Below are 13,664 nucleotides of genomic sequence, written 5' to 3'. Positions count from 1 at the left end.
AAGCTCGAGCTGGGCTTCAGGAGTGGCCTTGCGGCCGTCGAGGGTTGTGGTGTTTTATCTTCATATCTCATTTATCAATTATAACATAACCGTAGCCGCTTGTCAACTATTTTGTGCCTATGTTAATAAAACAGATTGCACCGGGGACTGCGCGAGTATCCCCGCAGGAGGCAATGCCGGAAGTTCTGCGCTTACGGCATCGCTTTCTGCGGAAAGTTCAATTGTCGGCTCGCTGAACTTATTGCTCTTCAAGGCTCCCGAAGCGCCTCGAGATTGCTCTGCGCGCCCGTCCAGAAATTGGTACTTGGCTTGAGCAGCCGCTCATATCCCGCCCGATGAATTGCTTCACGACTCGCAGCTTCGGCGCAATCGAAGACATCTGCTTCCGCGACGCTCAGCACTTTTCGATCGCGCATAAGGGCCCTGCCTGCTACGAAAACATCCGCAACGTCGCCGGCGTTTCCGAAAAGCATGAGCTGATGGATCGGCATGAGGCGCGGCATCAGGTGGGGCGACGTCATTTTGATCGTCGTGATGTCAGCAAGCTTCCCTGCTTCAAGAGATCCCAGATCATGTTCGCGCCCGATCGCCCGGGCGGCATCGATAGTGATCATGGAGAGAAGCTTTCCGGCAGGGAGAAGGAAGGGATCGTTCGCGACCGACTGCTGGAGTAGCGCGGTGTCGCGCGCCGCACGGAAAAGATCGAACGGCATGGCCGGAGCCGTGCCGTCGGTCGTAACGGCGACATTTGCGCCGAGCTCAATCAGCTCCGGCACCGGGCAGCGCATCGGGATCTGATTCCAGGAAGGCGTCGTCGTGACGTTCGTTTTGGTCTCGGCGAGAATCATCGCTTCATGAAACGATATCCCCTTGCAGTGCTGCACATGCACGTCAGGCCCGAGGAGCGGGTCGTCGGCTTGGGCGGCGAGGCGAATCATGCCGCCGAAGGCTTCCGTATGAATCCTCACTTTCTGGCGGCGCGCTACCTCGCGGATCGACTTCATCATATGACGATCGGCTTCCGTCAGGCAGCAGGCAAGATCTGCGGGCGTCGCTTTCGAGCCTTCGATGGAACTCACCATCACGAAGGGTGCGGCAAACGCACCGATGAGGCCGCCGTAGCTTCCATTCACAAGCTCAATCGCCTCTTCGGCCTTGGCCATGAGTTCGTCGAATGTGAATTGCTTCTCGACGAGGCGGCCGTTCTCTTCCTGAGCAAAAGCCCTGGGGTACGGCGGATTCGAGGGACCGATCGCCGGATTTTCGCGCGTGCCGACTTCGGCGTGCCCGCGGACATGCTCCGCAATTATTCGGGGATCGTCGCACCGGGCGGCATTTGAAATCACCGACACGCCGCAGGTGATCCCGGCCTTCAGGCGCTCAAGCGTCGCAAGCCGCCCTTCGGCATGCCAGTAGGCGGGCGTTGTGCAGTGGTGATAGAGCTTCGTCAGGTACTCCATCCAGCGCGTTCGGGAGTCGAGACCGAGCGTCCGGTTGAGGCAGTGCCCGGCATGCGTATGGGCGTCGATGAGGCCCGGGAGAACCATCTTTCCCGTCATGTCGATGCGCTCGACATCCTGACCGGCGATCTGCTGAAGAAGCGCTTCGGTCTTCCCGACCGCCGCGATGCGGTCCTTTTCAATCAGCACCGCACCGTCTTCGATGCATTCGTAGTCGCCATTCATCGTGACGACGTAGCCATGAATCAGAATCCTTCGCCCGGTCATGCCGCTCTCCTTTTAGGGGATCAAAAGCGGCATCTGAAGCCCATGCCGCCTCTTTGCCCGAGTGTAGGAAGAGGCTCTCGGCGTGCCTATAGCTTCCGGCGACAGAACCTGTCCTTTAGCGTCGAGATCCCCAGGAAAAACGGGCACCCGTCCGAAAACGAATGCCCGCAAAGAAATTCCCCGCTTCTGTCTCCGGGAATCAAATCGTCATGATTCCCCGGGACATCAAAGCCATCAGCTTGGATCGCAGCAGTGCGGAATCTTCCAGGAGGAGAAGAGCCCAACGAAGAAGCCTCCGATCGCCGGGCTTACCCACTGGAGCCCCTCAGCAGCCCAGGGCAGATCCCTGCAGACATTGGAGAGCATGGGAACCGTCAGCCCAAAGGCTTCCAGACCCTGCGTGATCGCGACAACGCCCGTGAAGAGAATCGTCATCGGATAGACCCAGCGGTGTTCGGGGAGCCGCCGCCAGACGAGCGTGATAAGCGCAAGCACGATCAGAACGATCGCGATCGGATAGATGGCGACGAGCACCGGAATCGAGAACTTGAGAATGAGCGTAAGGCCCGCATTGCTCACGATCATGCTCACGAAAGCAAAGAGCGCCGCCCAGCCGCGGTAGCCGAGCTTCGGCATGAGCGAGCTGAAATAGTCCGAGCAGCAGGCAATAAGGCCCACGCACGTATTGAAGCAGGCAATGAAGAAGACGAATCCGAGAAGCACTTTGCCCAACGGTCCGAAGAGCGTGCCGGCAGCCGCCGTAAGAATCTGCGCGCCGTTCTCAAAACTGTTCGAGATGCTCCCCGCTTCCATGCCGACCTGAGAGAGCGCACCGTAGACGCAGAAGAAGATGACCGCGGCCACGATGCCAGCAAAGACCGTTTCCTTCACGACGGCGCTTTCCGATCGGATGCCGAAGGCGCGAATGTTCATCGCGATGATGAGGCCGAAATTGAGGGCTGCGAGCGTATCCATCGTCTGGTAGCCGTCGATGAAGCCTGTGAAGAAGGCGTTCGCGGCGTAGCCCGCTTTTGCGATCCCAGGCTCGCCGATCGGCGTCGCCATCACGCCGATCCAGAGAATGGCTATGAGCGTAATGAGCGCGGGGCAGAGAAAGCGCCCGAGACGCTGCGTAAGCTTCTCAGGGTTCAGCGCCACCGCGAAGGCAAGAAGGAAGAAAACCACCGAATAGGCAAACTGCGATGTGCCGAGAAGCGACCAGCCGCCCATTTGAGCTTCGAGAAGTCCGAAGTTTTCGAGAACCGGGCGCACCACCATTTCAAAGGACGTGCTCGCTGTTCTGGGAATCGCGAGGCAGGGGCCGATCGAAAGGTAGATGAGGAGCATGAAGACGAAGGCGAAGGCCGGATGCACGCGGCCCGCGAGCGACTTCAAACCGCCCGACTCCGCCACCGCCATCACGCCGAGAATCGGAAAGCCTACTGCGGTGACGAGAAAGCCTGCAAGCGCAGGAAGCGTGTCGACGCCGGCCTGAGCGCCGAGCCAGGGCGGAAAGATGAGGTTCCCTGCTCCGAAGAACATGGCGAAGAGCGTGAATCCGACGAGAAGGCGTTTCCCAAGCGGCAGAGAGGTCATGAGTCAAGAAATCCGGGGTAAAGATAAGAAAGCCCGAAAGGCTAACACGTCTCTGCGCCTCGCGGCCATGTCCGTCCTGAGGCTCTGATCGTGCGGCAAGCGAAGGCTTTTGCGGCTCTCCTTTGTGGCAGAATGTCCGCAAAATCAGCGCTTCTTTATGGACCGCCCTGCGCAGCATCACGCCGGGCGGGCTTCGGCGTTTGTACTTCTCCTTCTCTACGTCATGCCATGACCGACACGCCCATCCTCTTCAAGGAAAACCTTGCCGCCGTCGAACCCGGCGTTCGCCGCAGGCTCGAAATCTCCGCTCAGACGAGCGACGCCGCGGCGATTGCCCGCGCCGCGCTTGAGATGAAGGCGAAGGGCATGCGCGTGCTCGTCGTCTGCGCGGATCCGGCGGATGTGCCGAGGCTCTCTTCCGAACTCCCCTGGTTTGAGCCGGAACTGAATGTTCGGCCGCTCCCCGACTGGGAGACGCTCCCCTACGACGTGCTCTCGCCCCAGGAAGATCTCGTTTCCGAGCGTCTTGAAACGCTCTACCGCCTGACGGCTCCCACCGGGGGCGCGGACGTGCTTCTCGCCTCAGCGATCACGGCGTCGCAGCGAATGGCTCCGGTCTCCTACATTGGTGCGAGCACCTTCTTCTTTCACGAGGGCGAGCGGATCTCGATCGGCGCGATCAAGGAGCGCCTCGCGCTCGCGGGCTACGCCTCCGTGAAGCAGGTTCTTGCGGCCGGCGAATTTGCCGTTCGCGGGAGCATCGTCGACGTCTTTCCGATGGGGTCCGAACGCCCCTTCCGACTCGACTTCTTCGACGACGAAATCGAATCGATCCGATGGTTCGACGTAGAGACCCAGCGCTCGATGGAGGAAACAAAGGAAATCCGGCTCCTCCCCGGGCATGAATTCCCGGTGGATCCGGATTCGCTCCTTGCCTTCCGCCAGCGCTGGCGCACGCAGTTTGCGAGCGACCCGAGAAAGAGCTTGGTCTACACCGACATCGAAAAAGGCATTCTCTCGCCCGGCATTGAATACTATCTGCCGCTCTTCTTTGAATCGACCTCCATCCTCGCCGACTACCTGTCGGAAACGACCCGCGTCTTTCTCGTGGGCGACGCCGAAAAGGCGCTCCAGGCCTTCTGGCGCGACATGACGTCGCGCGCCAAGGTCCTTCTGACCGACATCCTCCGTCCGGCGCTCCCGCCTGAAATGCTCTGGCAGAAGCCCGAGGAATTCTTCAAGTCCCTCAACAAGTTCGCGCGCTTCACGGTCGAAAAGCGCAACAGTACGGAAGACCTCGAGCTCCTCACGGGCGTTGAGGTCGACAGGAAGAGCCAGAACCCGGTTGAAAAGCTCCTCCACCGCACGCAGGAATTCGGCATGAAGGGCTGGAGAACGCTCATTTCCGCGTCGTCTCCGGGACGCGAGGAAACGATGTCGGAGCTTTTCCGCTCGGGCGGCCTCAAATTTTCACCCGTCGACTCGTGGGGAGACTTCCTTGCGGCCGACGACAAGGTGAACATTGCCGCGACGCCGCTTTATTCCGGCGCGGTCTTTGAAAAAGAGAAGCTCGTCATCCTCACGGAAACAGAGCTCTATGCCGCAAGCCCCCGCCGGCAGCGCCTGAGGCGCGTGAAGCACGCGACGACGCTCGAAATGATGGTGCGCGACGTCGCGGAACTGAAGCCCGGCGACGCCGTCGTTCATGCCGACCACGGCATCGGTCGCTACCGCGGGCTCGTCCGCATGGAAACGGGGGAAGGCGAAGCCGAGTTCCTCGAGATCGAATACAAGAACGAAGCGAAGCTCTTTGTTCCGATCACGAATCTGCAGCTCATCTCCCGTTATGCGGGTGCAGACCCCGATCATGCGCCGCTCCACCAGCTCGGCCGCGGGGACTGGGAGAAGGCGAAGCGAAAGGCCGCCGAAGAGGTGCGCGACACCGCGGCCGAACTCCTCAATCTTTACGCCTTGAGAAAAACCCGCGAAGGGCTCAAGTTCAAGCTCGATCCCAACGACTATCAGGCCTTCCGGGAAGGCTTCGCTTTCGACGAAACGCCCGATCAGGCGAGCGCCATTGAGGCGGTCGTGAGCGACATGACGTCAGGGAAGCCCATGGACCGCCTGGTCTGCGGCGACGTCGGGTTCGGGAAAACTGAAGTTGCGCTTCGCGCCGCATTCATCGCCGCGATGGCGGGCCGCCAGGTTGCGGTCCTCTGCCCGACGACGCTTCTGGCGGAGCAGCATGCCGCCACCTTCCGCGACCGCTTCCGCGCGTGGCCCGTGACGATTGCCGAGCTCTCGCGCTTCCGTACGGGTAAGGAAACAACCAAAGCACTCGAAGGCCTCGCCGACGGCACGGTCGACATCGTGATCGGCACGCACAAGCTCCTTTCCGACAAGGTGAACTTCAAGAACCTCGGGCTCGTCATCATCGACGAGGAGCATCGCTTCGGCGTCAGGCAGAAGGAGCTTCTGCGGAAAATCCGCGCCGAAGTCGACGTGCTCACGCTCACGGCCACTCCGATTCCCCGCACGCTCTCCATGAGCCTCGAAGGGATCCGCGATTTCTCCGTCATTGCGACAGCACCGGAGCGGCGTCTTTCCGTCAAAACCTTCGTGCAGAGCGACCAGGACGGAACGATCCGCGAGGCGATCCTAAGAGAACTCAAGCGCGGCGGTCAGGTCTACTTCCTTCACAACGAAGTCGAAACCATGGAGAACGCCCGGCTTCGGCTCGAAAAGCTCGTCCCCGAAGCACGCATTGCGGTCGCCCACGGCCAAATGCATGAGCGCGAGCTCGAGCGCGTGATGCGCGAGTTCTATCAGCAGCGCTTCAACCTTCTGCTTTGCTCCACCATTATCGAAACGGGCATCGACGTTCCTTCCGCCAACACGATCATCATCGAGCGCGCGGACAAGTTCGGCCTCGCGCAGCTCCATCAGTTGAGAGGCCGCGTCGGGCGTTCGCACCATCAGGCGTACGCCTATCTGCTCACGCCCCCCGACGGAGCGTTCACGAAGGATGCGCAGAAGCGCCTTGACGCCATTCAGGCGTTGGAGGATCTGGGCTCAGGCTTCTACCTCGCCATGCACGACCTCGAAATCCGCGGCGCGGGCGAAGTTTTGGGCGAACACCAGAGCGGCGAAATTGCCGAAGTCGGCTACGACCTTTACAACCGCATGCTCATGCAGGCAGTCAAGGCCCTGAAGCGCGGCGAAAGCCCGTCGGTCGACGGGCCCCTTTCGCTCTCGACCGACATCAATCTCCATGCGCCTGCGCTCCTGCCCTCTTCCTACGTGTCCGACGTCTCGCAGCGCCTTGCCTACTACAAGGCGTTTGCCTCCGCCGAGGACCGCTACGCGCTCGAAAAGTCGACCGAGGCTTTGGTCGACTGCTACGGGAAGCTCCCCGACCCGGCAAGAAGGCTGATCGACATCCATCGCCTGAGGCTTCGCTGCGAAGCAATCGGCATCCGCAGAATCGACGCTGCGGCCGCAGGAATCATCATCATCTTCACGCAGAAGCCCAATCTCGATCCGCTCGCGCTCATCAAGTTCCTGCAGTCGAGAACGGATGCGCAGATGCTGGGGCCCGAGAAGCTTAAGCTCAAGGGTTCGAGCGAAGATCCGGAAAAGCGCCTCGCGATCGTCTATGAAACGCTCGCCAGACTTTCGCCTCAGGGACCTGGGAGCGGCAGCAGCGACGAGAGCAGCCCGGGCGGAAATGCGCCTTCATCCGGGGTCTCATCCAAGGCCGCCTCTTCAGCCTCTTCTTCCGCTGCAAAGAAGTCTCCTCAGAAGGCATTGCCCCAGAAGCCCGCTCAGACCACGGCGAATGTGGTGAAGGCTACGCACGGGAGAGGGTCGCGCGGCGGCCACGCCGTCCGGGCGATCGGACCGCGGCGCGGATAAGGCAAAGTCTTCCGGCAAACGCGAAAGGACAAAACGAAAAAGGCTCTGAATTCTTCTCCTCCCGGGAGAAGCTCAGAGCCTTGCTTTTAGTGCCTTCAATGGAGCGCGTTATCAGCGGCCGAGCTCAGGCTGCCAGCGCATCAGGCGCTTTTCGCAGACCGTGACGATGCGATCGAGGATGAGCGCGCAGGCGGTCAGCACCAGAATGCCTGCCATCACCGTATTCATGTCGAAGGTGGTTTCTGCCTGCAGAATCAGGTAGCCCACGCCTTCGGCCGACCCCAGGTATTCGCCGATCACAGCGGCGACGAACGCCATGCCGACCGACGTATGAAGGCTCGAGAAGACCCAGCTCATGGCTGACGGGAGATAAACGTGCTTCAAGAGCTGCTTCGCGTTCGCGCCCAGCATCCTTGCGGAATTGAGAACCGTCGGGTTCACCTCGCGAACGCCCTGGTAGACGTTGAAGAAGACGATGAAGAAGACGAGCGTGAAGCCCAAGGCAATCTTCGACGCGGGCCCGAGACCGAACCAAACTGCAAAGATCGGAGCAAGAATCACGCGGGGCATGGAATTCAAGCCCTTGATGAAGGGATCCGCCACAGCGGCCGCCATGGGCGAGAGCGCGAGCCAGAGGCCGGTGGCGAGACCCGCCACGGTGCCGATTGCGAATGCCATCACGGTTTCGTAGAGCGTCACCGCGAGATGACGGTAGATTTCGCCACCGACAAACCAGTCCTTGATCCGCATGAAGATCTCATAGGGCTCGCCGAAGAAGAAGGCCGCCTGGCTGTCGTTTGAGAAGAAGAAAGGCGGGATCAGTCCCGGCTTCGTCATTGCCCACCAGAAGACGAAGATGGCGGCGAGGAGCCCCCACTGCCAGATGCGAATTTTGAAGGCGTTCGCGTGATGATTCATTTTCTTTTGCCTGCCTCTAGAAACTTGTTTCCCTAAACCCCTGAATCAGATCGCTGCGCGGTGCTGCTGATAGGACTTCAGCACTTCATCGCGAAGCACATTCCAGATGGCTGCATGGCTTTCGTTGAAGGCGGGCGTCATGCGGATTTCCGCCACATTCCGAGGTCTTTCGAGCGTAATCGGGAAGTCGCCGATCGGGTGCGAAGCGGGACCGGCCGAAAAGACCACCACGCGGTCGGACATAGCGATCGCTTCGTCGAGGTCGTGCGTGATGAAGAGCACGGCCTTCTTCTTTTCCTGCCAGATGGCGAGAAGCTCGTCTTCCATGAGCTGGCGCGTCTGAATGTCGAGCGCCGAGAAGGATTCGTCCATGAGGAGAATGTCCGGATCCGCAATCAGGGTCTGCGCCATCGCGACGCGCTTTCTCATGCCGCCCGAAAGCTCGTGGGGATAGCGGTCGGGGAACTTTTCGAGTCCCACGCGGGCGAGCCAGCTCATGCCAAGCTCGCGGGCGTGCTTCGGGTCCTCGCCCCGGAAGGTGAGGCTCATCGTGACGTTTTCGAGCGCCGTCGCCCAGGGCATGAGGCTCTCGGCCTGAAACATATATCCCGCGCGGCGGTTGAGTCCCTGAAGTGGCTTCCCGTAGACCAGCACCTCGCCGTCGGCGGGCTTCAGAAGCCCGGCCGCGGCATTGAGGATCGTCGACTTTCCGCACCCGGTCGGTCCCACGACGCTCACGAATTCACCGTCGCCGATGGAGAAGGAGACGTTTTCCGTCGCGGTGTAGATGCCTCCGGGAACAGGGAAGCGGCAGGAAACGTTCTTGAATTCGAGGGCGGGCATATCGCCCGATTGCGAAGTGGTAGATGCGGACATCACGGATGCCTGAGTTGAATGCGGTTTTAAAAGTCGGAATGGATGGAATTGGCGTGCCTGCGGGATCCCTTACGCCTTTCTGGCGTTGATGGGCGAAGCTTCGGCAAACTGATTGGCGAAGCAGGCGGCCGCGTCGAACTTGAAGGACGCGAGCGCCGGCGTCACGGAGGAGAGAGCCTTCGCCGCCGCCTCAACGCAGCCCGCGGGGAAGCGGCCGTCGGTCGACATCGAGGGACGGTTGTTTACGAAGCAGTGGGCGTAGAGATCAGGGTTCCCCATGAATGCCTGACGCGGCACAGACTTCAGGAGCGTTTCAGGCGAAACCTTCTCGATCACCTTGAGCGAGCGGATAACCGCGTTCGTGAGGCGCTGAACCGTTTCCGGATTGGCCTTCACGAAGGCTTCCGGGGCGTAGAGGCAGCCGCCAACCATCGCGCCGCCGTAAAGCGCATCCGATTCATCCACGCGGCGCGTGTCGGTGACGTTCGTGATCGCCTTTTCATCGGTGAGCTGCGTGATGACGGGGTCAAGGCCGACCAAGGCATCGATCTGACCGGCACGCATGGCGGCAATGGCGCCTGCGCCCGTGCCCACGCCGATCACGGAGAATTCATTGGGCTTCACGCCCGCGCGCTGCATGACGAAGTTCGCAATCACGTGCGTGGAGGAACCCGGGGCCGAGACACCGATGCGGCGGCCCTTCAGCTTCGCAGGATCCTTTTCGTCCTTCATCGTCGTGCGGTTCATGACGAAGACGCACTGTGGAGCGCGGTCCTGAAGCACGAAGGCCGTCATGCGCTGGCGCTTCGTCTGCATCATGAGGGTGTGCTCGAAGGCGCCCGAAACCACGTCGGCCGAGCCGCCAACAACGGCCTGGAGCGACTTCGAGCCGCCCTGGAAGTCGACCACCTTGACGTCGAGCCCCTCCTCCTTATAGAAGCCCATCCAGTCGGCGAGCGCCATCGGGAGGTAGTAGTAGAGGTTCTTGCCGCCGACGGCAATGGTCACGGACTTCTTTTCGGGTTCCTTTGCCCAGACGCCGCGCGAGAAGGTGGATGAGGAAATGCCGGCTGCGGAGAGCGTGGCGGCGGCGATGAAGTCGCGGCGGGAGATCGAGGAGAAGAAGGAAGAAGAGAAGGAGGGAGCAAACATGATGGTCATCCAAAAAGAAGGTATGGGTTCTTTAAAACCGCAGAGGATGACGCGCTTCCCGGGAGCTTCAGGCGATTGGGGTGTTGTTCTTCGCTTCGCCCGGTCGATTTCCCGAAAGTCTTCAGGACTTCATTGAGGATCCGGCACCTCTGCATTTTTGCGGGGGCTTGGGAGGAAGGCTCTTTGCTTTTCCGGCAGAACCGGAAGCGCTTCAGATGCCGTCCTCCACCCTAAGTCGAAGCCGCAGGAGACCGGCATGGAGAACAAGATGCATCCGGCGTGAAACCGTGCTTTGGGAAGCTTCTGAATGCATCTGCGAAATCTCCAAAACAAAAAGTTGATCTATTTGAGTTCTATGGAAAGCGAATGTTCATTTCCTTTGTCGTGCGGTGAATAATGCACCCTGCGTCCCCTCCCGGCAATAGTGAAAACATCCCAGAACCTCCATTTTCTTAAGTAGATCTGCCTAAGCGAAGGATGTTTTATGCAAAAGAGAAGAAAATTCTCTTCCTTCTCAAGTCAATGTCAAGAATATAGAAGCACATTATCTTTGCTTTTTAAGGTTTTTTTTAAATCAATACTCAGAATACTGCGAAAACAAACTTTCGCCTTATCCGGAATATCGCTCTAAGACATTCAGATCGCTATGCGCACGAACCTCACGTCCGCCCGCTCAATGCGGGATTCGCAGATCCGGCCGTCCGGAAGCCGCGAGGTTCGGTAGCGAACGAGCATCGGCGTCGTTGTCGGCAAAGGCGGGATTGTCCTTACAACTGCCGAAGGAGAAGATGCGGTAAAAAGCGCATGCCATTCCCGGAGGCGTACCGAAGATCGACCGCAACGCTATTTCCGGTCCGGCTCCCGGATGCAATCGAACGCTTCCCCCGATTTCCGCCCAAACACTACGCGCAGGAATAAAAACATGAACCTCCTCAAAAAACGCTGACTCCTCCTTGCCGCTGCGTGCCTCATCAACCTTTGTGCAGGATCGATTTACGCCTGGTCGGTCTTTGCGCCGCCTCTTGCTGAACGACTCTCCCCCATCACCGGCACTGCCGTCACTGCGGGAAGCCTCGCCGCAGCCTTCAGTCTCGCCAACGGCATTGCCCCCATTCCAATGATCTTGGGCGGCTGGATCAACGACCGCTTCGGACCGCGCGCCTTCATTCCCGCGGGCGGCCTTGTGATGGGAATCGGCTTCTGTCTGGCTGCAAGGGCCGCGACGCCGCTTGAGCTCATCCTCGGCTACGGACTGGGGTTCGGCCCGGGACTCGGATTCGTCTACGGGTCGAGCGTCAACACAACACTCAAATTGTTTCCCGACCACAGGGGACTTGCGGGCGTAATTGCAACGGCGGCGTACGGCCTCAGCTCCGTGACTCTTCCTCCCGTCGCGCATGCGCTTATTGAAACGGAAGGCATTGAAGCCGCGCTCCTCACGCTGGGCGGCGTCTTTATGGTCGTGATTGCAGCGGGCGGCCTTCTTCTCGAAAAGTGCCCCGATGGTTTTGCAAAGCAATTCACTGCTGCCGCACCCAGCAAACGAACGGCAGCGGAAGAGTGCGGCTGGAGAGGAATGCTTCGTTCAAAGCGCTTTCCTCCCATGGCGGCGCTCATGCTCTGCGGCGCCATCCCCGGGATGATGACCATCTCGCACTGCTGGAGTCTCGCAAAGGACGTGGCCGAGCTTGATGTGGGAGCCGCCTCTGCGATGGTTTCCATGCTGGCGCTGGCAAATGTTTTCGGAATGCTCCTCGTCGGCGCGCTTTCCGATATATTCGGACGGCTCGCGTCGCTCTCGGGCGCGCTCATTCTCACGATTCTGGCGACCGTTCTGCTCTCGCTCTCAGACCAGAACGCCCATCTCCTCTTCTCTGCGGGCATTCTTGCTATCGGCCTCTCCTTCAGGGCCGTCATGGGGATCTACCCTGGATTTACTGCAGAGGAGTTCGGAGCAAAAAACAATTCGGTCAGCTACGGGATCATGTTTTCGGGCTTCTCCGTTGCCTCGCCGGCCCCATGGCGATGAACGTTTTCAAGGAGGCCGGCATGAGCTACCAAGCGATCTGCCTTCTCGCGGGCACTCTCGCCCTACTTGGACTCGTCTTTGCCTATCTTTTCGATCGCGCGAAAAAAGGCAGCTTGACTATTGAGACCGGAACATTTCGCCCCGGTGTCTTTGCAAAATTTCAGAGACAGTCCATCCGCAATGAAGCTCTCCGGATCGAATCGGCTCGTAGTCGCTTCATCAACAGCACAGGCTTCGCTGGTGAAGGTATCGGGATGCTTGTTCCCTGGAGGTCTTAGAGATGCCCGGCGTTCTGCCGCTCCTTTCTCACCACAAGGCTTGAGGGAATGCCTAGATTGGGACGGCGATACCGTGAGATACCGCGAGTGCCTTCAGGAATGCAGCTTCTGCAGAAGCCGCCGCTCGCAGCAAAAATACGATCCCGTGTCTTTTATGCGTAAGCCTGACTGATCCCCAGTCAGGGAATCGATCACTCTGGCAGAAAGGCATAGGAAGCGAAAAAGAAACGTCTGAAGGCGTTTCCCTTTCGCTCGAATGAAGTGCGGGATTACCGCTGAGAGCGCAAGTCCCGAACCTTTAGCCTCAGGAGTTCCGTGGTACCCGGCAGCCTCAGCGAAGCTTCCCGCATTGGTCTTATTCGTGAGTTTTAAGTCCTGCGAGCACTGCAAACGGATTCGGGCGCTTCTCTTCCTCCGCTTCCGACTCATCTTCCCAGACGGGCTTCTCTTCGCAGCCGTCCTCATGCACGGCCATGCGCGGGAGCGAAAGAATGGCTTCTTCCTCCACCCAGTCCTCAAGGTCGAAGTGCCTCGAGCCGACCGCAACGTCTTCGCCTTCCTCGTCGTCTTCGATCGGAAGGGCGTTGGCTTCGGCTTCGGTCTTCACAAAACGGAAAACCGCTTCCGATTCAATATGCACCGTGACGGGCTTATTGCAGCGTGCGCAGAACATGTCCACGTCACCTTCCATGGAAAGCGTGGCGGCGGGAAGTCCCCGGATTTCACCCTCGCCAGACGCAGCGAACTTGATCACGCCGCGATCGGTCGCGAGAAACGTGCAGAGCTGCGGGAGATCCTTCACCGGCACCTCGCCTTCAAGCTCTTCTTCTCTTTTGCAAAGCTCGAAAATATCAACGTACTGCGTCATCTTTCTGCCTTTTATCCTGAGCGTTTTTCCTGCGGCTGAGATTTCCTCCGCCCGCAAATGCCTCAACCCTCTTCGGGGGTATTGGGGATCCGAGCACGTCCTTAAGCGGCCGCTCGCAGTCCCCCGCGAAGTCTACCGATCCCGGGGACGACGGCACCGGAAGATTTGCGATTTTTAACGAGGAGTCTGCGCATTATTAACATAGACACAAAATAGTTGACAAGCGGCTACGGTTATGTTATAATTGATAAATGAGTTATGAAGATAAAACCACCACAACCCTCGACGGCCGCAAGGCCACTCCT

The 13,664-nt window shown here is 59.4% G+C and carries 9 protein-coding genes; 3 read left to right on the top strand and 6 right to left on the bottom strand.

Features of this window, described 5'->3' with window-relative positions:
• Nucleotides 1–248: 248 nt before the first annotated feature.
• Both GBM95_RS08780 and brnQ read right to left on the bottom strand, forming a co-directional pair.
• Nucleotides 249–1,727, bottom strand: a complete 1,479-nt coding sequence (locus GBM95_RS08780; protein ID WP_152158755.1) for an amidohydrolase family protein — start codon at nt 1,725–1,727, stop codon at nt 249–251.
• A gap of 234 nt (nt 1,728–1,961) precedes the next feature.
• Nucleotides 1,962–3,323, bottom strand: coding sequence for a branched-chain amino acid transport system II carrier protein (gene brnQ / locus GBM95_RS08775; protein WP_152158754.1), 1,362 nt, complete (start codon nt 3,321–3,323; stop codon nt 1,962–1,964).
• 228 nt (nt 3,324–3,551) lie between these two features.
• Between brnQ and mfd the strand changes: the two genes are divergently transcribed.
• The gene (mfd, locus tag GBM95_RS08770; protein ID WP_226963246.1) at nt 3,552–7,238 is read left to right on the top strand and encodes a transcription-repair coupling factor; all 3,687 of its coding nucleotides are present in this window, start codon (nt 3,552–3,554) and stop codon (nt 7,236–7,238) included.
• Between the two features lie 111 nt (nt 7,239–7,349).
• On the opposite strand, the gene GBM95_RS08765 is transcribed toward mfd, so the two are convergent.
• The 3 genes from GBM95_RS08765 to GBM95_RS08755 form a co-directional block, all read right to left on the bottom strand.
• The gene (locus tag GBM95_RS08765) at nt 7,350–8,156 is read right to left on the bottom strand and encodes an ABC transporter permease (protein ID WP_152158753.1); all 807 of its coding nucleotides are present in this window, start codon (nt 8,154–8,156) and stop codon (nt 7,350–7,352) included.
• A gap of 45 nt (nt 8,157–8,201) precedes the next feature.
• Nucleotides 8,202–9,032, bottom strand: coding sequence for an ABC transporter ATP-binding protein (locus tag GBM95_RS08760; RefSeq protein WP_152158752.1), 831 nt, complete (start codon nt 9,030–9,032; stop codon nt 8,202–8,204).
• Nucleotides 9,033–9,101: 69 nt separating this feature from the next.
• On the bottom strand, nt 9,102–10,184 hold the full coding sequence (locus GBM95_RS08755; RefSeq protein ID WP_152158751.1) for an ABC transporter substrate-binding protein: 1,083 nt from the start codon (nt 10,182–10,184) through the stop codon (nt 9,102–9,104).
• A 970-nt stretch (nt 10,185–11,154) separates the two neighbouring features.
• On the opposite strand from GBM95_RS08755, the gene GBM95_RS08750 reads away from it, so the two are divergent.
• Nucleotides 11,155–12,213, top strand: coding sequence for an MFS transporter (locus tag GBM95_RS08750; protein ID WP_152158750.1), 1,059 nt, complete (start codon nt 11,155–11,157; stop codon nt 12,211–12,213).
• Between the two features lie 20 nt (nt 12,214–12,233).
• Nucleotides 12,234–12,491, top strand: a complete 258-nt coding sequence (locus GBM95_RS08745; RefSeq protein ID WP_152158749.1) for a hypothetical protein — start codon at nt 12,234–12,236, stop codon at nt 12,489–12,491.
• Between the two features lie 355 nt (nt 12,492–12,846).
• Here the strand turns inward: GBM95_RS08745 and GBM95_RS08740 are convergent, their stop codons facing one another.
• Nucleotides 12,847–13,359 carry a YceD family protein gene (locus GBM95_RS08740; protein WP_152158748.1) on the bottom strand — a complete coding sequence of 171 codons (513 nt, stop codon included), beginning with the start codon at nt 13,357–13,359 and terminating at the stop codon, nt 12,847–12,849.
• Between the last annotated feature and the right edge of the window lie 305 nt (nt 13,360–13,664).

Source organism: Sutterella seckii (assembly GCF_009183815.1).
Taxonomy (GTDB): Bacteria; Pseudomonadota; Gammaproteobacteria; order Burkholderiales; family Burkholderiaceae_F; genus Sutterella; species Sutterella seckii.
Note: the sequence above shows the minus strand (reverse complement) of the source record. Positions and strands in the feature narration are given on the sequence as shown.